General features: G+C 56.7%; 19 protein-coding genes and 1 pseudogene. 15 read left to right on the top strand and 5 right to left on the bottom strand.

Annotation, left to right across the window (positions count from 1 at the left end; translation table 11 throughout):
• Nucleotides 1-35 precede the first annotated feature (35 nt).
• Both HDC32_RS25835 and HDC32_RS25830 read right to left on the bottom strand, forming a co-directional pair.
• The gene (locus HDC32_RS25835; protein WP_145338548.1) at nucleotides 36-1,271 is read right to left on the bottom strand and encodes a CaiB/BaiF CoA-transferase family protein; all 1,236 of its coding nucleotides are present in this window, start codon (nucleotides 1,269-1,271) and stop codon (nucleotides 36-38) included.
• A 15-nt stretch (nucleotides 1,272-1,286) separates the two neighbouring features.
• A complete protein-coding gene (locus HDC32_RS25830) occupies nucleotides 1,287-2,084 on the bottom strand; it encodes a crotonase/enoyl-CoA hydratase family protein (protein WP_145338547.1) in 798 nt (265 codons plus the stop codon).
• A gap of 179 nt (nucleotides 2,085-2,263) precedes the next feature.
• On the opposite strand from HDC32_RS25830, the gene HDC32_RS25825 reads away from it, so the two are divergent.
• The 8 genes from HDC32_RS25825 (at nucleotide 2,264) to HDC32_RS25790 (ending at nucleotide 10,329) form a co-directional block, all read left to right on the top strand.
• Nucleotides 2,264-3,952, top strand: a complete 1,689-nt coding sequence (locus HDC32_RS25825) for an MFS transporter (protein WP_184746069.1) — start codon at nucleotides 2,264-2,266, stop codon at nucleotides 3,950-3,952.
• A gap of 10 nt (nucleotides 3,953-3,962) precedes the next feature.
• Nucleotides 3,963-5,612 (top strand): electron transfer flavoprotein-ubiquinone oxidoreductase, encoded by a 1,650-nt coding sequence (locus tag HDC32_RS25820; protein WP_145338624.1) that lies wholly within the window; start codon nucleotides 3,963-3,965, stop codon nucleotides 5,610-5,612.
• Between the two features lie 61 nt (nucleotides 5,613-5,673).
• Nucleotides 5,674-6,450 (top strand): enoyl-CoA hydratase, encoded by a 777-nt coding sequence (locus tag HDC32_RS25815; RefSeq protein WP_371921006.1) that lies wholly within the window; start codon nucleotides 5,674-5,676, stop codon nucleotides 6,448-6,450.
• Between the two features lie 10 nt (nucleotides 6,451-6,460).
• A complete protein-coding gene (locus HDC32_RS25810) occupies nucleotides 6,461-6,904 on the top strand; it encodes a PaaI family thioesterase (RefSeq protein ID WP_256663604.1) in 444 nt (147 codons plus the stop codon).
• A 23-nt stretch (nucleotides 6,905-6,927) separates the two neighbouring features.
• Nucleotides 6,928-7,410 (top strand): PaaI family thioesterase, encoded by a 483-nt coding sequence (locus tag HDC32_RS25805; protein WP_145338544.1) that lies wholly within the window; start codon nucleotides 6,928-6,930, stop codon nucleotides 7,408-7,410.
• A gap of 14 nt (nucleotides 7,411-7,424) precedes the next feature.
• The gene (locus tag HDC32_RS25800) at nucleotides 7,425-8,435 is read left to right on the top strand and encodes a nitronate monooxygenase family protein (protein WP_145338543.1); all 1,011 of its coding nucleotides are present in this window, start codon (nucleotides 7,425-7,427) and stop codon (nucleotides 8,433-8,435) included.
• 35 nt (nucleotides 8,436-8,470) lie between these two features.
• Nucleotides 8,471-9,157: an enoyl-CoA hydratase-related protein gene (locus tag HDC32_RS25795; protein ID WP_218571052.1), complete on the top strand. Its 687-nt coding sequence runs from the start codon at nucleotides 8,471-8,473 to the stop codon at nucleotides 9,155-9,157.
• Entirely contained in the window at nucleotides 9,142-10,329 is a 1,188-nt protein-coding gene (locus HDC32_RS25790; RefSeq protein ID WP_218571051.1) for a CaiB/BaiF CoA-transferase family protein, read from the top strand. Before HDC32_RS25795 ends, HDC32_RS25790 begins: the two co-directional genes overlap by 16 nt.
• Here the strand turns inward: HDC32_RS25790 and HDC32_RS25785 are convergent.
• On the bottom strand, nucleotides 10,321-11,259 hold the full coding sequence (locus HDC32_RS25785) for a LysR substrate-binding domain-containing protein (protein WP_145338541.1): 939 nt from the start codon (nucleotides 11,257-11,259) through the stop codon (nucleotides 10,321-10,323). The two genes, HDC32_RS25790 and HDC32_RS25785, sit on opposite strands and share 9 nt — an antisense overlap.
• 33 nt (nucleotides 11,260-11,292) lie before the next feature.
• Nucleotides 11,293-12,006, bottom strand: a complete 714-nt coding sequence (locus tag HDC32_RS25780) for a hypothetical protein (protein WP_145338540.1) — start codon at nucleotides 12,004-12,006, stop codon at nucleotides 11,293-11,295.
• Nucleotides 12,007-12,212: 206 nt separating this feature from the next.
• Between HDC32_RS25780 and HDC32_RS25775 the strand changes: the two genes are divergently transcribed.
• From HDC32_RS25775 to HDC32_RS25745, 7 genes and pseudogenes are all read left to right on the top strand, one after another.
• On the top strand, nucleotides 12,213-13,409 hold the full coding sequence (locus HDC32_RS25775) for an amidohydrolase family protein (protein WP_145338539.1): 1,197 nt from the start codon (nucleotides 12,213-12,215) through the stop codon (nucleotides 13,407-13,409).
• 122 nt (nucleotides 13,410-13,531) lie between these two features.
• Complete coding sequence (locus tag HDC32_RS25770) at nucleotides 13,532-14,782, top strand: acetyl-CoA hydrolase/transferase family protein (protein ID WP_184746067.1); 1,251 nt, start codon at nucleotides 13,532-13,534, stop codon at nucleotides 14,780-14,782.
• Between the two features lie 28 nt (nucleotides 14,783-14,810).
• A complete protein-coding gene (locus tag HDC32_RS25765) occupies nucleotides 14,811-16,007 on the top strand; it encodes an acetyl-CoA C-acetyltransferase (RefSeq protein ID WP_145338537.1) in 1,197 nt (398 codons plus the stop codon).
• A 73-nt stretch (nucleotides 16,008-16,080) separates the two neighbouring features.
• Nucleotides 16,081-17,262 carry an acetyl-CoA C-acyltransferase family protein gene (locus HDC32_RS25760; RefSeq protein ID WP_145338536.1) on the top strand — a complete coding sequence of 394 codons (1,182 nt, stop codon included), beginning with the start codon at nucleotides 16,081-16,083 and terminating at the stop codon, nucleotides 17,260-17,262.
• A 10-nt stretch (nucleotides 17,263-17,272) separates the two neighbouring features.
• Nucleotides 17,273-18,124, top strand: coding sequence for a 3-hydroxybutyryl-CoA dehydrogenase (locus HDC32_RS25755; RefSeq protein WP_145338535.1), 852 nt, complete (start codon nucleotides 17,273-17,275; stop codon nucleotides 18,122-18,124).
• A 197-nt stretch (nucleotides 18,125-18,321) separates the two neighbouring features.
• Nucleotides 18,322-19,074 carry a hypothetical protein gene (locus tag HDC32_RS25750; RefSeq protein ID WP_145338534.1) on the top strand — a complete coding sequence of 251 codons (753 nt, stop codon included), beginning with the start codon at nucleotides 18,322-18,324 and terminating at the stop codon, nucleotides 19,072-19,074.
• Between the two features lie 61 nt (nucleotides 19,075-19,135).
• Nucleotides 19,136-19,473, top strand: a pseudogene (locus tag HDC32_RS25745) (SDR family NAD(P)-dependent oxidoreductase); the annotation flags it as partial.
• Between the two features lie 192 nt (nucleotides 19,474-19,665).
• Here HDC32_RS25745 and HDC32_RS25740 read toward each other — a convergent pair.
• The gene (locus HDC32_RS25740) at nucleotides 19,666-19,986 is read right to left on the bottom strand and encodes a 2Fe-2S iron-sulfur cluster-binding protein (RefSeq protein WP_145338533.1); all 321 of its coding nucleotides are present in this window, start codon (nucleotides 19,984-19,986) and stop codon (nucleotides 19,666-19,668) included.
• Between the last annotated feature and the right edge of the window lie 210 nt (nucleotides 19,987-20,196).

The raw sequence follows: 20,196 nt of genomic DNA, 5'->3' as shown, positions 1-20,196 counted from the left end.
GGCGCCCGCTGGCGCCCTCCTCTTTCTACTGGCGCTCAGACAATACGTTTTTTTCGCAAGTCCTGGACCGCAGAATCATCCAAACCCAGTAATCCCTTGAGAATTTCGTCCGTGTGTTCTCCCTGGATCGGCGGCGCCGTGTACTCGGTGATCGGCGTCCCGGAGAACTTCACAGGGTTAGCCACCAGCTTTACCGTGCCGCTGGCCGACAAGGCATGCTTGGCCTCAACACACATAGTGCGCGACTGAACATGAGGGTCGGCAAACACCTTGTCCAGGGTATTGATGGGACCAGCAGGCACTCCGGCCTCATCCAGCGCAGTCAGCAAATCGTTTAATTGCCATGTGGCCACCAGCGGTTCAAACACTTCTCCCAACGCGCGACGATTGACCACGCGCAAGGCAATTTCCGAGAAACGCTCGTCGGTGGTCAACTCCGGATGACCGAGCACGGCGCACAGGCGTGCGTATTGCTCGTTATTACCGGCGACCACCATGATGTCGCCGTCTGCACAATGGAACATGCGTGACGGCATGCCGCCATTGCCCTCGGTCCCCCGCCGCACCGGTATGTCGCCGGAGACCAGGTACTGACTGGCGTAATGCGAGGTCGCGGCGATCAACGAGTCCAGCAAGGCGACGTCGATGTGCTGCCCCGGCTCGCCGTTCAGGTCCCGAGCATAGAGGGCCGCCTGAATCGCATAGGCCGCGTATTGACCTGCCAGGATGTCGGCCAGGCTAGGCCCGGTTTTCATCGGTCCACCGCCCGGAACATCGTCCGGCAGACCGGTGATGCTCATCAACCCCCCCATGGCCTGGAAGATCGAGTCGTAACCCGGACGAGGCGCGTAGGGTCCGGTCTGGCCAAAGCCGGTCAATGAACAATAAATCAGGTTAGGGTTGACCTGTTTCAGGCTTTCATAATCAAGCCCATAGCGCTTCAGATCACCGACCTTATAGTTTTCCAGCAGCACGTCGCACTTGGCGACCAGTGCGCGGATCAACGCCTGCCCCTCCGGTTTCGCGATATCACAGCTGAGGGATTTCTTGTTGCGGTTGGTGCTGATGTAAAACGATGATTCGCGCGTGTTATTACCCTCGGCATCCTTGAGGAAGGGTGGGCCGAACTGGCGTGAATCATCGCCCTTGCCTGGACGCTCAATTTTGATCACTTCGGCGCCGAGGTCGGCAAGCATCTGTGCTGCCCAGGGGCCGGCGAGAATTCGGCTCATATCCAGCACGCGGATACGAGAAAGCGGGCCTTTAGCCATTTTGTTATGTCCTTTTTAACGTCCGATAAAACGCGCAGTCCGCTTTTCGACAAACGACTGTACGCCCTCTTTGGCGTCTTCAGTGTTGTAGAGAAACTTCTGCGTCGATTGAATCTTCGAATACGCCGTCAGCCAGCCTTGCCCGAGGGAAATACGCGCATTCTCACGTGTAGCCTGAACCGCCAGTGGCGCTTGAGCCGCGATTTTTTCCGCGTATTCAAGGGCTTTTGCAAACTCTTCGCCGGGCTCAACCACATCCTGCACGAAGTTCATGCGATAGGCATCCTGGGCACTGAACTCATCCCCGGTCAGAAGCACCTTCATCGCATTGCCCCAGCCTGTACGCTCGACCATCCTGATCGTAGCGCCGCAGCCGGCCATGATCCCGCGCTTGACCTCCAACTGAGAAAACCTGCAATTGCTCGCAGCGACCGCAATGTCGCTGGCCAGCATCAACTCGACCGCAACCGTAAAGCAAATACCCTTGAGGGCGATGACCACCGGTTTTTTGCGTAACGGTTCACGCAGGTTGAAAGGGTCTGCCTCACTGGCCGGAAACAGCGCTTTGCCTTCCTTTCGCAGCGGCGCGATCTTTGGCATATCCAAACCGGCGGTGAAGTGATCACCTTCGGCGTACAACAATCCGCAAAACAATTCCGGCGACTCTTCCAGTCGGGTAAACGCCCTCGCCAGTTCTTCGAACATTTTGGGTGTGAAGCCGTTGCGCTTTTCTGGCCGGTCGATGCCGATCAGCAAAATATTGCCCTGTTGCCGGGCCGTTACTTGCCCGTCTGGATCGCGTGTGTCGGTCATGCGCCTACCCCCTGGTTGCCTGCCTTGCATCGTGACATCGGTACCCTGCTCAACCCGCCATAAACCCACGCAAGCGCATTGACAGCCACCAAAGCTGTGTTCAGAATGATAAACACTGTTCACAATATTGACAATAGCATCAGTCCCGCTCAATGACCGTTCTGACACCGGATGGACACATGCCGCAGTGTGAACCTGAAACCTCCAGCGTCTCCTTGTCGCCGCTGCACTACCCGCTGTTTCGCGCAGTTTGGGTTGCCACGCTCGCTGCCAATATCGGCGTATGGATGCAGAACGTCGCGGCGGCCTGGTTGATGACGTCCATCAGTGACTCACCACTGATGGTCGCGCTGATTCAGACCGCGATTACGTTGCCTGCCTTTATGTTCGGCTTGCCTGCGGGGGTCATGGCCGACCTGGTCGAAAAACGCAAGTTGTTGCTGCTGACCCATACCTGGATGTTGATCGCCACGGGACTGTTGTGCCTCCTATTGCAGCTCGATGCCATTACCCCATGGAGCCTCTTGCTCCTGACCTTTTTGCTGGGCAGTGGCAGTGCCGCAAGCATCCCCGCCTGGCAGGCCTCCACCTCGGACGCTGTACCTCGCATAGCCCTGCGGGCGGCCATCAACCTCAACGGCATTGCCTATAACGCCGCTCGCGCTGTCGGACCGGCCCTCGCCGGACTGGTCATTGCAGCAGCGGGGGCCAAAATGGTCTTCACCATCAACATCGTTTTGTTCCTGATTGTGCTGTCGCTCTTCATCTTCGCGTACCGCCCCAACGTTGCCCCACTGCTGACGACAGAGCGACTGTTTCCTGCCATGCGCGGAGGACTGCGCTACGTCCGACACGCCAAACCTTTACATGGGCACATCATTCGCACTTTCGCCTTTATCGGCTGCGCTAGCGGTTTATGGGCGCTACTGCCGCTGGTGGCAAAAAATATCGAGACGGGCGGTTCCAGCGTCTATGGGCTGTTGCTAGGCAGCCTGGGCGCGGGTGCGGTGGCGGGCGGTTTATTGCTACAACGCTTTCGCAATCGCCTCAGCAACCTGCAGCAGTTGGTGATGGTGTCGAACGTTGCGTTTGCCGGCGCCATATTAATTGCTGCCTGGTCGACTTCACTTTGGGTGATTTGCCCTGCGCTGATCATGGGTGGCGCGAGTTGGATCAGTTTCAACTCAACCATCAGTGCAGCCTATCAGACCAGCCTTCCTGCCTGGGTCAGGGCGCGGGCATTGGCCATTTTCATGCTGACCTTTCAGGGTTCCATGGCGCTGGGAGGAGTGTTTTGGGGCAGCATTGCCAGCCATCTGAGCGTCGCCCAGACCCTGACACTGGCAGCCTGCCTGATTGGTCTGAGCCTGTTACTGACCCGCAGGTTGCCAGTTCGCATGGGCCACGATGACGACGTCACATTGTCGCAACACTGGGCAGAACCAACGATTGTGGGCCACCTGGGACCCGATGATGGCCCGGTAGCGGTGCAAGTCGACTATCACATCCCGTACGAAAACCGTTTCGCGTTCACCCAAAGCATTTATCAGTTGGGCAAGGTTCGTCGTCGTGACGGGGCCAGCCATTGGCTGCTGTACCGCGATGTCGCTGACCCGGGGCATTTCAGCGAGCGCTTTATCATTGCCTCCTGGGGGGAACATCAACGCCAGCGCGGACGCTCGACGCTGGCCGACCGAGAGCAGGAACAAGCACTGCGTCAGTTCTTCAAGCCCGGTTCAAGTGCGGTGATGTCGCTGTATATCGTCGCGCCCTATCCCGACGCTGCGGCAGATACCGCTATCCAAAAAACAACCGAGGCCATCGTAGCCGCCGGTACACCGCCCCCTGGAGGAAAGAGTTTTGTCTGATCGTGAATACATGGAATTCGACGTGGTCATCGTCGGTGCCGGCCCCGCTGGCCTTGCCGCCGCCTGCCGACTGAAGCAAAAAGCGGCTGAAGCCGGCAAGGAAATCAGCGTCTGCGTGGTGGAAAAAGGTTCCGAAGTCGGCGCTCACATCCTCTCGGGCGCCGTGTTCGAACCCCGCGCCCTGAACGAACTGTTCCCGGACTGGAAGGCACTCGGTGCCCCGCTCAACACCCCCGTGGTGCGCGATGACATCTATGTGCTGCGCAGCGCCGACACCTCGACCAAGGTGCCCGACTTCTTTGTGCCCAAGACCATGCACAACGAAGGCAACTACATCATCTCCCTGGGCAACCTGTGCCGCTGGCTGGCCCAGCAGGCCGAGAACCTGGGCGTGGAAATCTACCCAGGCTTCGCCGCCCAGGAAGCGCTGTTCGATGAAAACGGCGTGGTACGCGGGATCATCACCGGCGACCTCGGTGTCGACCGTGAAGGCAACCCGAAAGAAGGCCTTTATACCCCCGGCATGGAGCTGCGTGGCAAGTACACCCTGTTCGCCGAAGGCTGCCGTGGCCACATCGGCAAGCAACTGATCCAGCGCTTCAACCTGGACAGCGACGCCGACGCCCAGCACTACGGCATCGGCCTGAAGGAAATCTGGGAAATCGACCCGGCCAAACACGAGCAAGGCCTGGTGGTGCACACCGCCGGCTGGCCGCTGGACGTGATGGGCACCGAGAACACCGGCGGTTCCTTCCTTTATCACCTGGACAACAATCAGGTAGTCGTAGGGTTGATCGTTGACCTGTCCTACGGCAATGCGTACCTGTCGCCCTTCGACGAGTTCCAGCGCCTCAAGCATCACCCGGTGATCAGCCAGTACCTGGAAGGTGGCAAACGCATCAGCTACGGCGCCCGCGCCATCTGCAAAGGCGGCCTGAACTCGCTGCCGAAAATGGTCTTCCCGGGCGGCGCGTTGATAGGCTGCGACCTCGGCACGCTGAACTTCGCCAAGATCAAGGGCAGCCACACCGCGATGAAGTCCGGCATGTTAGCCGCTGAGGCCGTGGCCGACGCGCTGTTCGCTGGTAAGGAAGGTGGCGATGAGCTGCACACCTACGTCGACGCGTTCAAGTCGAGCTGGCTGTATGACGAGCTGTTCGCCAGCCGTAACTTCGGCGCTGCACTGCACAAGTTCGGCCCGCTCCTCGGCGGTGCGTTCAACTTTGTCGACCAGAACCTGTTTGGCGGCAAGATTCCGCTGACCCTGCGCGACACAAAACCGGATTACGCCTGCATGAAGCTCGCGGCCGACTCGGCGAAGCTCAACTACCCGAAACCGGACGGCAAACTCAGCTTCGACAAACTCAGCTCGGTGTTCCTCTCCAGTACTAACCATGAAGAAGAACAGCCGTGCCACCTGAAACTTCAAGATCCCCTCATCCCACTACACACCAACCTGCCGCTGTATGACGAACCGGCGCAGCGTTACTGCCCGGCCGGCGTGTACGAAGTGATCGTCAAGGAAGATGGTGAGAAGCGCTTCCAGATCAATGCGCAGAACTGCGTGCACTGCAAAACCTGCGACATCAAAGACCCCTCGCAGAACATCATCTGGTGGGTGCCTGAAGGGGCCGGTGGTCCCAACTATCCCAATATGTAAACCACCGAAGACCGTCCTTACGACGTCCAGCAACCTGGAGCCAGACATGAGCTATCAACACTTGACCCCGCACACGCTGATCCTTGAGGTGCATGACCGGGTCGGCCTGATCCGCTTGAACCGACCCGAAGCTTACAACGCCCTCAACGATCAATTGATGAATGAACTGACGCTGGCACTCGATGCCTTCGAAGCTGACGATGCTATCGGCGCCATTATCATCACCGGCAGTGACAAAGCGTTCGCCGCCGGGGCAGACATCAAGATGATGCGCGAGTGGGACATGATGAACGTCTTCAAGCGCCAGTTCATCACTGCCAATTGGGAGCGCGCAACGCGCTGTCGCAAACCGGTAGTGGCGGCAGTCGCCGGTTTGGCATTGGGTGGCGGCTGCGAGCTGGCGATGATGTGCGACATCATCCTCGCTGCCGACAACGCACGCTTCGCCCTGCCGGAAATCACCCTGGCCACGATTCCCGGTGCCGGCGGTACGCAGCGGTTGACCCGCGCCATTGGCAAATCCAAGGCTATGGAAATGATCCTGAGCGGGCGCTCCATGTTTGCTGAAGAGGCCGAACGCTGTGGGTTGGTCAGTCAGGTGCTACCCGTCGCCGAGCTGCTGGATCAAGCCTTGTTGCTGGCGAAGAAAATTGCCAACTTCTCGCTGCCGGTCTCGATGATTGCCAAGGAGTGCGTCAACCGAGCGTTCGAAAGCTCCCTGACAGAAGGTGTGATGTATGAGCGCCGCATGTCCTACGTCACTTTCGGTACTGAGGATCAGAAAGAAGGGATGGCAGCCTTCAGCGAAAAACGCGCTGCCGTGTTCAAACATCGCTGAGGGCGGGGTCATGACCATAAAAGAAGATAGCGCAACGCTGATGCCCTATTCCGAATACCGCATGGAAGTACCGTTTCTCGATCACTTGAGCGTTATGGTCGAACGCCAGGATAAAGGCGCAACCATGGTGGTTAATCTCGATAGAAAGCACATGAACGGCGGCATGCAGGCTCATGGGGGCTTGATCATGACGTTGCTCGACATGGCGATGGCCAGCGCCGCCCGGCATGGCGATGAACTCGATCGCTCCAGTGTCACCGTGGAGATGAAATGCAACTTTATCCGCCCCGGTGGCGCGGTTGGTGCAACCTTGCGTGCCAGCGGCCGCTTGCGCCACGGGACTCGCTCCCTGGCATTTTGCGAAGGCGATGTGTATGACCGTGAGGGCCAATTGATTGCCACCGCCAGCGGCATATTCAAGTACATGAACAAGCCGCTCAACGGCGATATCTGAACCTAGTACTCGGGATATGAACGATGTCTGACGCGTTGGATTTCCAAATGACCGTGCCCGAGCTGCAAGCCGTAAGCGACCGTAATCCATTCAATGTCTGGCTGGGTGTGCAGGTGTTGAATGTTGATCCAACGTCGATAGTGCTGCGGGTTGGTGGACGTCCTGAATTCATCGGCACAGCGATCTTGCAGCGAGTGCACGGAGGCATTCTCAGCAGTCTGGTCGATATCGCATGCGGTTATACGGTCATGGCCCGTACCGGTTTCGGCGTTTCCACCGTATCACTGCTCACAGACTTCCACCATTCAGCCAACCTGGGCGAGTTGCAGGTTGTAGGGAGCATTGTGCACCGCGGTAATCGTCTGAACTGTGCCGAAGCGCACATCAGCAATGCGGCGGGGCAATTGCTCGCCAGCGGACGCGGGCAATTTTACAACACCCAGACTGTCCTGCCCGAAGTGGCTGACAGGTTGGTACACCCAACCAAAGGCTTTGAGCCTCGATAACTGGGAGACGCTCAATGCGTAAAGCTCTTTTCAAGACGCGTATTACCGAAATGCTCGGTATCCGCCACCCCATTCTGTGCGGCGGCATGGGCCCCAAAGTGTCTGACTCGCGTTACGTGGCCGCCGTCGTCAAGGCTGGCGGCATGGGTTTTATCGTCGCCGCCGGTTTTCCGGACCCCGACGAATTTCGTGACCAACTGCGAACCTGCAAAGCATTGACCGGTGGAATGCCTTTTGGCGTAAATCTCTACATTTCCCGCCAAGCCGGCGGTGCCGAGCGCCTGGACCGTCAATTGCAAATTCTTATCGACGAAGAAGTGATGTGCGTGGAGACCGCCGGGGCCAGTCCGGAGCCCATCGTTGCGCGCCTTAAAGAAGCCGGAATCAAGATTCTGCACAAAGTGCCCGCCGTGAAATACGCTCATACGGCTGCCCGTTTCGGCGTCGATGCCGTGATCATTGTCGGGAATGACTGCGGAGGACACCCCGGCCTATTCGGCATCAGCAGCATGGTCCAGGGGGCACATGGCCCCGCCGTCATTGATCTGCCGGTGATCATCGGCGGCGGTATTGGCACCGGCAGGCAAGTTGCGGCAACCCTTGCCATGGGGGCCGATGCAGTGATCATGGGCTCGCGCATGTTGGTGGCTGAAGAATTGAACATTCATGAGCACTACAAACAGCTGGTAGTGAGGGGGGATGGCAGCGAAAGTGTCGTGGTCAAGAAAGCCATCCGCGACCATCACCGGGTATTGCACAACGATAGTGCTCGGGCCGTGATCGAGCTGGATGAAGCCAAGGTAACCGACTTCGAACAATACCGTCCGCATGTGATCGGCGCTCTTGCCACCCAGGCCTACGCCTCGGGAGACAGCAGTAAGGGCATGCTGGACTATGGGCCAGCGGTGATTTTTGCCGATGCCATCAAACCGGTCGAACTCATCTTCGATGAAATGCTCGACGATGCAATGCTAGCCATGGGGCGTCTCAACGAATTGGCACGGGTCGGCGGGCACTCGGTATGACGACTGACGTTCTGATCCAATCCCGAAGTAAAGGTGTGCTGGCACTGACCCTTAATCGCCCGGCAGCGCGGAATGCGCTCAATCTGGAACTGGCCCGGGCGCTGACCCTGGCGCTGACGGCTTTCGAGAATGATCCCGAGTTGCGCGTGGCCACCTTGACCGGGAGTAACCCAGCATTTTGCGCCGGACTCGACCTCAAAGACTTTTCAACACCCGATGCACCTCGCCATGAAGTCGCGGCACTGCTCGACTTGGTGCCCAACCTGAGCAAGCCGATTATCGCCGCCGTCAACGGAGCGGCCATGACCGGTGGGCTGGAACTGGCCTTGGGCTGCGATTTCATCATTGCCTCGACACTGGCTCGATTTGCCGACACCCATACCAAAATCGGCGCGCTGTCCGGAAGCGGTGCGACATCGCGCTTGCCTTTCGCTGTTGGCGTGCGGTGGGGCAAACAGCTGAGCCTGACCGGCCAGCCGATCGACGCCGAAACAGCCCTGCGCATCGGGCTTGTCAACGAATTGCATGCACCAGAGACCTTACTCGCTTACGTGCAGGACCTTGCAGAATGCATCGCAAGCCACGACGTTCAACTGGTGGGCACGGTCAAACGTGTACTGGATGATGGCGCGCGCAGCTCGCTGGCCAATGCCCAACAACTGGAAAAGAAAGCGCTGGCGGCCAGCAAGCTAAAGGGTGGCACGACATGGAAAACGCCCTGAAACAACCGCCTTACTCTGGAGCTGCGATGAAACTCAACGGCGTAAAAGTCTTGGACCTGACACAGTTCATGCCCGGTTCCGTCCTGACAGGGATGATGGCCGACCATGGCGCCGAGGTGATCAAAATCGAATCCCCTGGCGGCGATCCGACCCGCCAGCATGAACACCGCGACGATCCTGATCTCGCTGCTGCAACCGTGGGATTCTTTGCCCGTTGCAACCGGGGCAAATATAGCCTGTCCCTGGACCTTAAGCGCTTCGCCGCCAAGGAGATCCTCTACCGTCTGGTCGAAGACGCCGATGTGCTGGTCGAGTCATTTCGCCCGGGCGTGGCCGAGCGTCTTGGTATGGATTACGAGACCCTGCGCCAGCGCAACCCCCGGTTGATCTACTGCTCGTTGAGCGCCTTTGGCCAAACCGGCCCCTTGCGCGACACCCCGGCCCATGACAGTGTTGTTCAGGCGTATGGTGGCTCCCTACCCTTGGCCAATGACGCAACGCCGGTGACCGATTGCCTGCCCACTGCGGCGCTGGCCGGCGCACTGAACGGGTTAGTCGCGATTCTGATGGCATTGCTCAGCGCCCGCGGCAACGGTCGCGGCGAACGCATCGATATAGCCATGCGAGACTGCCTCTTGCCGGCGCAACCCTTCCGTTCCCGTACGGACCACCCTGAGGAGGATCAGGGCCTGGCAATGTGCAGCGCTTACCGTACCTCTGACGACCTGTGGCTTTGCCTGGGTGGCCGGGAGCGCGTCTTCTGCGAAAACCTGCTGAGGCCTCTGGGTCGAGCTGACCTGATCGAAGTCGCCACAGGAGCGACGAGCGGTGACCAAGGGCCCGTGCATGCCTTCCTTGCAGAGGTTTTCAGCAAACAGTCGCGGGCCTATTGGCTGCCATGGCTGGAGACGCGTGGCATCAGTGCCGCGCCAGTGCTTGATGTGCGGGATGCCCTCAAGCATCCCCAGACCCAAGCACGACAGATGCTCCTTGTCGATAGTCAAGGCCGTGAGCACATTGGCACTGCACTCAAATTCCAGGAAGAGCCTGGCATACCGAACCTGCGCGTGCCGCGTTTGGGGGAGGACAATGCAACGATATTGTCGGCGCTGGGTTACCGTGAACAAGAGATTGCCGCATTGCGCCGCGCGGGGGTCATCCATTCACACTGAATGATCGGCTGGCCGTTCGTCTGGTGCTGCACGCTCGCGCTCGGCAATGCGTTCGATCAGGCTGATCATCGCCCGCAGGGCCGGGGTCAATGCACGAGGCACCCAAGCGACCGCTGCTTCACCATGCATCGAATCAGGCAGGTCTCGCACCGTGACGAATCGCACACCGTCTATCGGCAGGTGTCGTGCAGTGTCCTGCACGAAACCGATCCCCAGCTCATTGGCGACCAGATTGAACATGCTGTACGGCTGCGCAACTTGTTGAATGCGCTTGGGTGAAAACCCGGCTTTGCGGCACGCGGACTCAAGTGCCGTGTGAAAGTGAGGCGTCAGATGCTGCGGCGACAGCACAAACGAATGACCGGCGAGTTCTGCCAGCCGCAAGGTTCCATTCTCATCACCCAGTTTCCACTTGGCGGGTACCGCCACAATGACGCGGGAATACTCAATGACTCTGACATCCAGGCCGTCGGTATTCACCATGTTGCGGTTGAGAATGCCGATGTCCAGGTTACCGTTACGTAACCCCTCGACCTGTTGGGTGCTGAGCTGTTCATCGAGCTGGACTTCGATATTGGGCCAGCGCTCATTGAACACCTTGACCGCCGCCGGCAAGATCCGCATCGCGCTCATAGGTGAGAACGCGATTCGCATTCGGCTCAATTCTCCCCGCGCCTGGCGGCGCACTGCCTGCTCGGCAAAATCAACCTGAGCAATGATGGCCATGGCCTCTCGCTGCAGGACTTTGCCTGCAGGCGTCAGGCTGACTTGGCGGCTGGTGCGGTCCAGCAAGCGTGCATCCAGTGACTCCTCCAACCGTTGAATGGATTGGCTAAGGGGGGGTTGCGCCATTCCAAGCTGCGTGGCCGCTCGACCAAAATGCAGCTCTTCGGCCACCACGATGAAGTGTCTGAGCTGCCGCAGTTCCATCATCGATACCTGCTCATAGGGGGTGGGTGGAAATCAGATTGCGCTCCAACGCGGGGCTGAAAAGTGCTCGACCAGACCGGCGTGAACATCAGGGTGCAGACCGGCAACTCCCGGCTGGAGCAAGTTATAGGCGAATTGCGTGTCCCCATACCAGATCGCCCCATCGCTAAGGTCGGCCCGCCAACTGGCTGCAATGCTGCCATTGGGAAAATGATGTTTGAGCAAGCGAATCAGGAACAACTCAGCCGCCTTTACCGTGGCAGGCTGAAGTTCAGCGTCCATTCTGAAATCTATTTCCAACTGGCGGCGCTTGCTGGTCGGAGCACTCGTGTCCTTTATCAACGCTTTTACGCGACTATTTTGGGAGCGGGTTTCTCCGTTCTGCCATGCCTGCTGGTGGCTTGAAACCTCACGACTGGCGCGTGCCAAAGAACCTAGTTTGGCGAGCAAGGTGTCGAAATGCAGTTCGGCCGTTGTCATTTCCTCAGGACGGATGGTCGGCGAAGGGACGCAGATCACCAGAAAATCGTCGATGAGCTCAGGCGTTCCTTCGATGAAAAGCGTGACCATCACCTTTGCGACAGTTGGAAAATCGGGCAGATGTGCCATGTAAACCTCATGGGATGCAGTGAGCAGATACGGCAGCGGCCAAAAGACAATAAAATGAACGCCGCGCACAAATATAAACACACGCATGGTCTTCAGCGCTACAGGGCCTCCCTGAGATTGTGTCAGCCACTCCAACATAAACCAGGTCTCGTCAGTCTGGTTTATGTGTACATCGGTTGAAGCATGGGCCCTTCAGGCGAAAATTTTCTGCGGGATCAATATCGATATGATATCAATCGTTCGAAATACGATATTGCGTTTGCACATACCGGACCTTTCTATAAGAATGACCCAACGCACACAAGTGTGAACACCGTTCATAAAAAAGTAACCGGAGATGAGTTATGAGCACGTACAAAGGCGCGATTTTCGACGGCGATACGCATATCTACGAGCAACCCGACTCCTGGAGTCGTTACCTGCCCAAGGAATTGGAAAAGGATTGGAGCTTTCAGTGGCGTGTCGGCGCCGACGGCGAGTACGCGCTTTATGTAGGTCAGAAGAAAGTGGAAGTCAGCGCCGGTTACTTCACCGCCGACGGTAAGGTACCGCCGCCTGGCAAGCTGCATGAATGGTTGCGCGCCATGAAAGACGGTCATGGTGAAGTAGAAATGCGCGTCGACATGACGCCGGATATGTACAACGCCGCAGACCGTCTGAAAAAAATGGACGAGTTTGGCGTGGAAGGCTGCTTCATGTACTGCGGCAACATGGTCGCAGCGGTCAGCTACCTCGACGACCCCAAGCCTGCGGCCGGGGTGTTGCATGCCTATAACCGCTGGATGCTCGACGAGTGGAAATTCAATCACTCCGATCGGATCTACTCGGCCCCCCTGATTTCCCTGGCCGACATTGATTCGGCAATTAAAGAAGCCGAGTTCGTGGTCAAGAACGGCGCCCGTCTGGTGCTGATGCCAATGGGCCCGAACGAAATCGGTCGCTCTCCCGCCGATCCTTACTACGACCGCTTCTGGTCAATTCTCAATGAAGCGCATGTTCGGGTTGTCTATCACGTTTCGGAAGCCATCTACCTCAAACACCATATGGCGGTCTGGGGCGAGTTGATGCAGCAATCGCGGATGCGCCAGTCCGCCTTCGTCTGGATGCACGGCTACAGTGAACGCCCGGTGATCGAGACCATCTCGAACTTCATCTTCTGGAACTTCTTCGAACGCTTCCCGAACATCAAGCTGCTTTCAGCCGAAAACGGTGCAGAGTGGGTGCCAAACATGCTGGTGAAAATGGACAAGGTCCGCGGCATGGCGAAGATGGGTCTATGGCCAGCGGGGCAATTGAAAGAGCGTCCAAGCGCAATTTTCAAACGCCACGTCGGTGTTGTCGCCTACCCGGAAGACAACATTCGCAGCCTGATCGATCAAACCGGCAGCGCCGATTGGATCATCACCGGTTCAGACTATCCTCACGCCGAAGGCGTACCGACCCCGGCCGACTTCATTGGTGAAGCATTGACCAACTGCAGCGTCGAAGAACAACGCAAAATCATGTATGAAAACGGCAAGCACTTCATCGCCATGAGCTGAAATTAGCTGGCAAAAAAAGCCCTCACTGTGTGAGGGCTTTTTTGTTGGCGCGGAAAAAGCACTTGCGGCTTTTCCTCAACACCATGTTATTCTGAACGCAGTTCATAATAACGAATGACGTCATGACTCTGCATACTTCCGTCGAACGCATCGACCTGTCCCGTTGGATCCAGCCCGGTGATACCGTCCTCTGGGGTCAGGCTAATGCCGAGCCTCTTCCCCTGACGCAAGCATTGATGGAGCAACGGGCTGCAATAGGCCAGTTCCGAGTCATGCTCGGCATTAGCAACAGCGACACCTGTCGGCCGGAACATGCGGACCACGTCAGCTTTCTTTCCTACTGTGGCGGTGGAGCGAATCGCGCACTGGCCAAGGCCGGTGTGCTGGATATCCTGCCCTGCCATTACTCGCAGTTTCCCGAAATGATTCGGGACGGTTCGTTAAAGATCGATGTGTTGTTGCTGCAACTTGCGCCTCCCGATGAGCACGGCCGTTACAGCCTGAGTCTGGCCCATGAATACCTGTTGCCAGCGCTTGAGCATGCTCGCCTGGTGATCGCGGAAGTTAATCAACAAGCGCCCTGGACCTTCGGTGAGCGCTATTTGTACGAAGAAGACATTGATTGCATGGTGGAGACTTCGCGCGCTCCACTTGAGAGCCATGCGTCGAAGCCCGGTCAGGTCGAACAGGCAATTGCCAATCGGGTCGCCGGCTTGATCGAGGACGGTTCCACTTTGCAGTTCGGGCTAGGGGTCATTCCCGAAGCGATCCTTAGCGCCCTCGGAAACCATCGCAATCTGGGTGTGCATTCCGGCGCAATCGGTGATGGCGTCGTCGACCTGATGGAAAAAGGTGTCATTAACAACACGAACAAAACCATAGATCGCGGTGCCACGATCACTGGCGTGCTCATGGGCAGTCACCGTCTGAACCGTTTCGCCCATTGCAATGCAGCCATCCAGATGCGCTCGACGGCTTACACGCATGACCTGCAGGTGCTGGGCAGCCTGGAGCGTTTCGTGGCGCTGAATTCGGCCATCGAAGTCGACCTGAGCGGCCAGATCAACGCTGAAACAGCCGGTGGTAGCTATATTGGCGCGGTCGGCGGCGCACTCGATTTCCTCCGTGGAGCGCGGCGGTCCCGTGGTGGTTTACCCATTATTGCCTTGCCCTCCGTTTCCGGGATCCACAGCCGCATCGTCTCGCGCATCAACGGTCCTGTCAGTACCCCGCGCAGCGATGCGGGCCTGATCGTCACCGAATACGGCGTAGCTGATCTGCGCGGCCTGAGTATCAGCCAGCGTCGGTTAAAGATGCTGGACATTGCCCACCCCGATTTCCGCGAACAACTGGAACAAGCCGCCGGCCTCTGAAGGCCTGCCTTACCTGGAGAAATAAGTGATGAGACGTGCCGCGATCGTTGCGCCCCTACGCACCCCTGTTGGAACCTTTGGCGGCACTCTACGGCCAGTGTCCGTCGAAGTACTGGGCGCTCATGTCGTCAAGGCGATCCTGGAGCGGACAGGTCTGGATCCAGCCCGTATCGAGGACATCGTCTTTGCTCAGTCCTACGCCAGCAGTGAAACGCCATGCATTGGACGTTGGATTGGGTTGCAGGCAGGACTGCCCATCGAAGTTCCCGGCATGCAACTCGATCGTCGCTGCGGAGGTGGCCTGCAAGCGGTCATTACTGCCGCCATGATGGTTCAAACGGGGGCCGCCGATGTCGTACTGGCCGGCGGCGTAGAAAGCATGAGCAACATTGAATATTACTCGACCGATATGCGCTGGGGCTCACGCGCTGGCAGTGTGACGATGCATGATCGGCTTGAGCGTGGACGTGAACGCTCGCAACCAGAGGAACGCTTTGGCCAGATTTCGGGAATGATCGAAACGGCCGAAAACCTTGCTCGGGAATACCATATCAGCCGGGAAGAATCAGATGCTTTTGCCTTGCGCAGTCATCAGCGCGCAGCCCAGGCATGGGCCGATGGACGTTTCAATGACGAGGTCGTGCCTATCAGCGTGCCGCAACGCAAAGGCGATCCGATTTTGTTCGACCGAGATGAAGGTTTTCGTGCTGACTCAAGCCTGATTTCACTGGGAAAATTACGCCCTCTGATCAAGGACGGAACAGTTACCGCAGGCAATTCAAGTCAACAAAACGATGCTGCCGCAGCGTGCTTGATCGTAGCGGAAGACAAGCTTGAAGAGTTAGGTCTCAAGCCGATGGGCTTTCTAGCGGGCTGGGCGGCCAGCGGTTGCCATCCCGCAATGATGGGGATCGGCCCAGTGCCCGCGGTGCAAAAGTTGATGGCCAAGACTGGACTGACCCTGGATCAAATGGATCTGATTGAGCTCAACGAAGCTTTCGCCTGCCAGGCACTCTCGGTGCTCAAGGGGTGGGGTTGGAATGATGTGGATCGCGTCAACGTGAACGGCTCGGGCATTTCACTGGGCCATCCAATCGGTGCGACCGGTGTGCGCATGCTAAGTACTCTGCTCCATGAACTGGAGCGCCGCAAAGGTCGGTATGGGCTGGAGACCATGTGCATCGGTGGAGGTCAGGGGCTGGCGGCGATTTTTGAACGCACCTGATTTTGCTGATTGATGCCACTTGATCACCGCGCCATGACCCCATGAGCAGTTGCCATAAGAACAAGGATCGAGAATGAGTTCCACTGAAGTATTTATCGTCAGCGCTTCACGGACCGCCATCGGCACTTTTGGCGGATCACTCAAAGACGTGCCGATGGCAGATTTAGCCACCACGGCCGTTAAAGCAGCCCTGCAACGAAGCGGCGTCGATCCAGCCCAGGTCGAACATGTGGTGATGGGCAATGTTATTCCTACAGAACCACAGGACGCTTACATTTCCAGAGTTGCCGCGATGAACGCCGGCATCCCGAAAGAAACACCCGCGTTTAACGTTAACCGTCTATGCGGTTCAGGACTGCAAGCCATCATCTCGGCGGCACACACACTCTTACTGGGTGACGCCGAAATCGCCATCGGCGCGGGGGTCGAGTCCATGAGCCGAGGCCCCTACATCTTGCCCGCCGCTCGCTGGGGCGCACGAATGGGCAACATCCAGACTGTCGACTACATGCTCGGCATCCTGCATGACCCCTTTCATGGCATCCACATGGGCATCACTGCCGAGAACATCGCGGTGCGCAATAACATCAGTCGCGAAATGCAAGATGCGTTGGCCATGGAAGATCAGACGCGTGCGTTTCGCGCGATCGAGGAAGGTAGGTTCATCGAACAAATCGCTGCCGTTGAAATACGTACTCGAAAAGGCACTCAAGTGTTCGACGTCGACGAATACCCTAGGCTCACCTCTACAGAACAACTGGCGCAGATGAAGCCGGCGTTCAAGAAGGACGGTTCGGTCACTGCTGGTAACGCCTCAGGACTTAACGATGGCGCCGCAGCACTGGTAATGGCCACCGGCGCAGCGGTACGGGCTAATAATCTGCGTCCTCTCGCCCGTCTGGTTACCTACGCCCACGCGGGAGTAGAACCAGAGCTGATGGGATTAGGCCCCATTCCGGCTACACGTCTGGCATTGAAGCGTGCCGGCCTGACGATTGCAGATCTAGACGTTATCGAAGCCAACATCGCGTTCGCCGCCCAAGCCTGCGCGGTTAATCAGGAACTGCAGTTGGACCCGGCGAAGGTCAACCCTAATGGTTCAGGGATTTCCCTTGGCCATCCGGTAGGGGCAACCGGAGCGATCATTGCCACCAAAGCCATTCATGAGCTGCATCGTATTGGCGGTCGTTATGCCTTAGTCACCATGTGTATCGGCGGCGGCCAAGGTATCGCGGCTATTTTTGAGCATGTATGAGGAAATATTCGTGAGCATTCAACATATCGCAGTGATTGGCGCGGGCACGATGGGTAACGCAATCGCGCAAATCTGTGCGCTGGCAGGCATCAATGTCGCTCTGCTTGATGTCAGCGACGAGGCGCTGGAAAAAGGCGTGGCAACTCTCACTGCAAACCTGGAGCGTCAGGTTCGCAAGGAAAGCATTAGTCCCAAAGACAAACAGGATGCCCTCGCCCGGATATCACCAGGCACCGACTATGCCGTATTAAGCGCTGCCGATCTGGTGATTGAGGCCGCCACCGAGAATCTAGAACTGAAGAAACGCATTCTCAAACAGATTGATAGCGTCGTGAGTGATCACTGCATTATCGCAACCAACACATCTTCGCTGTCGATTACCGAATTAGCGGCAGTCGTTACCCAGCCGAGCCGCTTTATAGGCCTGCACTTTTTTAATCCAGTTCCCCTGATGGCATTGGTTGAAGTCATACGCGGTATACAAACCTCGGATGTAACCCATGCCCTGGCGATCAAACTTGCTGAACAAATTGGCAAAAGTGCAGTGATGGTGCGCAACAGTCCAGGCTTCGTCGTCAACCGAGTCCTGTGCCCGATGATTAATGAAGCGATCTTCGTCTTGCAGGAAGGGTTGGCATGCGCCAAGGACATAGATACGGGTATGCAATTGGGCTGTAACCATCCTATCGGTCCACTGGCTCTTGCTGATTTGATAGGTCTGGATACCATGCTGGCAATCATGGAAAGTCTCCACCAAGGCTTCGACGACCCTAAATATCGCCCGCCGCAGTTACTCAAGGAAATGGTTGCCGCAGGTTATCTAGGTCGTAAAAGTGGTCGTGGTTTCTACATCTATAAATGAATACAAATATCCTTCAATGAAGAGCCAGGATGTTCGAAAAGATGAACTTTAAAATCGAATAAAAAACTCGTTTAACTGGAAATGGAATGACCTCACAGAATTTTTCGACCGGGGGAACAACTAGAGTGATTAGCCAGTTTAAATTTACAGATAATCGGTGAGAGGCCCATCCATTAGGAATGGAGGCCCATCACGTCATGACTGTTTATGTGTTCAATCCGCATAGCAAAACCTTCTATCGCCCTATAGATGCAGCATTACGCTGGTGCAGTCTTACTCGTTACGAAGCCCAAATAGTCCAGGCGGATTGGTCTCGTCCCGAGAACCTTGCAGTTCTATTTCCCCAATGGCCCAATCTCCATATCGCTATAGAAAGGATTTTAGACGCCATACGCAATGGTGAGCTGCCGTATGGCTGCCTCGGGGTTTCGGTTCCTTTCGGAAGCTATGTAGAGCCCTTTCAGCTAACCATCCGCCATTCGGACTTACGCCGCTGGATGGAGATTCATTACCCCGACCATAAGCCCAGCTTTTTATTCGAGTCCGGTGAGGATGCAGCTCCTGCAAAGGTCAGTCTCGGAACTTTTCTTTCATTGAAAGCAGATCGAGACGAGTTATCGAGGGCGTTGAAAGCGCAACAGCAACACATTCAAGAAATCTTGGGTGAGCTCCAGTCGATTGGACTTGAAAGAGATGATCTCAAAGCCTTGGCCAAAACGAATGGTCAACTCAGCGAGCGTAGCGAAGTGACCTATCACAACATCATTGGGGCATTGGTCAGCCTTCTCTTGGACCATTCGCCCGCCAGAAAACCTCTTTCGGTATTCACGAATCAAGCAGCCATCGTTGACGCCATTGTCGCCCGTCACAAAGATGTGCCCGGCCTGAGCAAGCGTACGCTGGATGAAAAATTTGCCGTGGCCAATCGAAGTCTCAAAAAAAATAACTGATCAGGTCAATTGCATTGTAATAGGCTTGATTGCAATGTAATGACTCCTCCCGCCTTGTGCGATTCAATCCGCACGTAAACCGCGAGACATCATTACTCGCCTGAGTGAACACCCCAACTTGCTGGCCGTTCGGTCGGACGTTAGCAGCGAAGAGGAGGCGTACCGAGCTGTTGCGGAAGGTATCAAGCGCTTCTGTCGAATTAATGTTGTGTGGGGGGCTTGTTGAGTGCGGTAGAAGAAACTAGCGCATGGGAAACAGAGCACCTCTTTGCTATCAATGTGTTCAGCATACTGAGCGTCATTCAAGCCGCTCCGCCGCACATGTGTCCTCAGCGTAGCAGTCATATCATCAACATCTCATCCATCGGCGGTTATCAGGCGTATATGGGCTGGGCTGTTCGAATTGCTCCGGGACAACGCTTGGTTACGAATTCTCAACCAACGCCTTCCGCAACAGCGTCAGTTGGGATACAGCGCCAGCGTGCAGTTTCCAACATGCGCACAATGCTTGCATCTCTGCATGCAACTTATAAAGAATGAAAGGCTGGTTGAATCTTACCTCCAAAATGCAACTGGCCTTTCATGCAGAATTTACAGCTGGGAAGCAGGTAACTCGACAGTGAGTCCCACTAATTCTTCGGTCATGATTATCTGACAGCTCAGTCGGCTGTTCGGCTTGGGGTCAATTGCGCACGCCAACATCCCTTCTTCTGTGGCGTCCGGACCTAATAATTGTTCGTCCCAGGGTGTCGCGACGTAGCAATGGCAGGTCGCGCAGTTTGCATATCCCCCGCAATCGCCCAGGATACCCGGTATCAGGTTGTCGATTGCAGCCTGCATTAAGGATTGCCCAACTTGAGCATCGACAGTGTGAACTGTGCCATTATGTTCGATAAAGCTAATCTTGGGCATAGAGATGTACTCTCGTTGTATTTCAAATCAAAGATGTGCGGCTTGCCATTTCGACTTATCTGGCAATACTTGCCTTCGAACAGGTGCGCCTAGTTGACCACCTACAGCCCTTCAGCGCTGAGACTGTCGCGCAAGAGACTCAGGCGTAAAGAACGTCAGCGGTTTCAGCTCGTCGAACACCTTCACCCCCTTGGTCCCGGCAGAAATGGA

Origin of the sequence: Pseudomonas sp. JAI120, from assembly GCF_014207255.1 — a bacterium.
Lineage (GTDB): Bacteria > Pseudomonadota > Gammaproteobacteria > Pseudomonadales > Pseudomonadaceae > Aquipseudomonas.
This window is presented reverse-complemented; position numbering and strand designations above follow the sequence as displayed.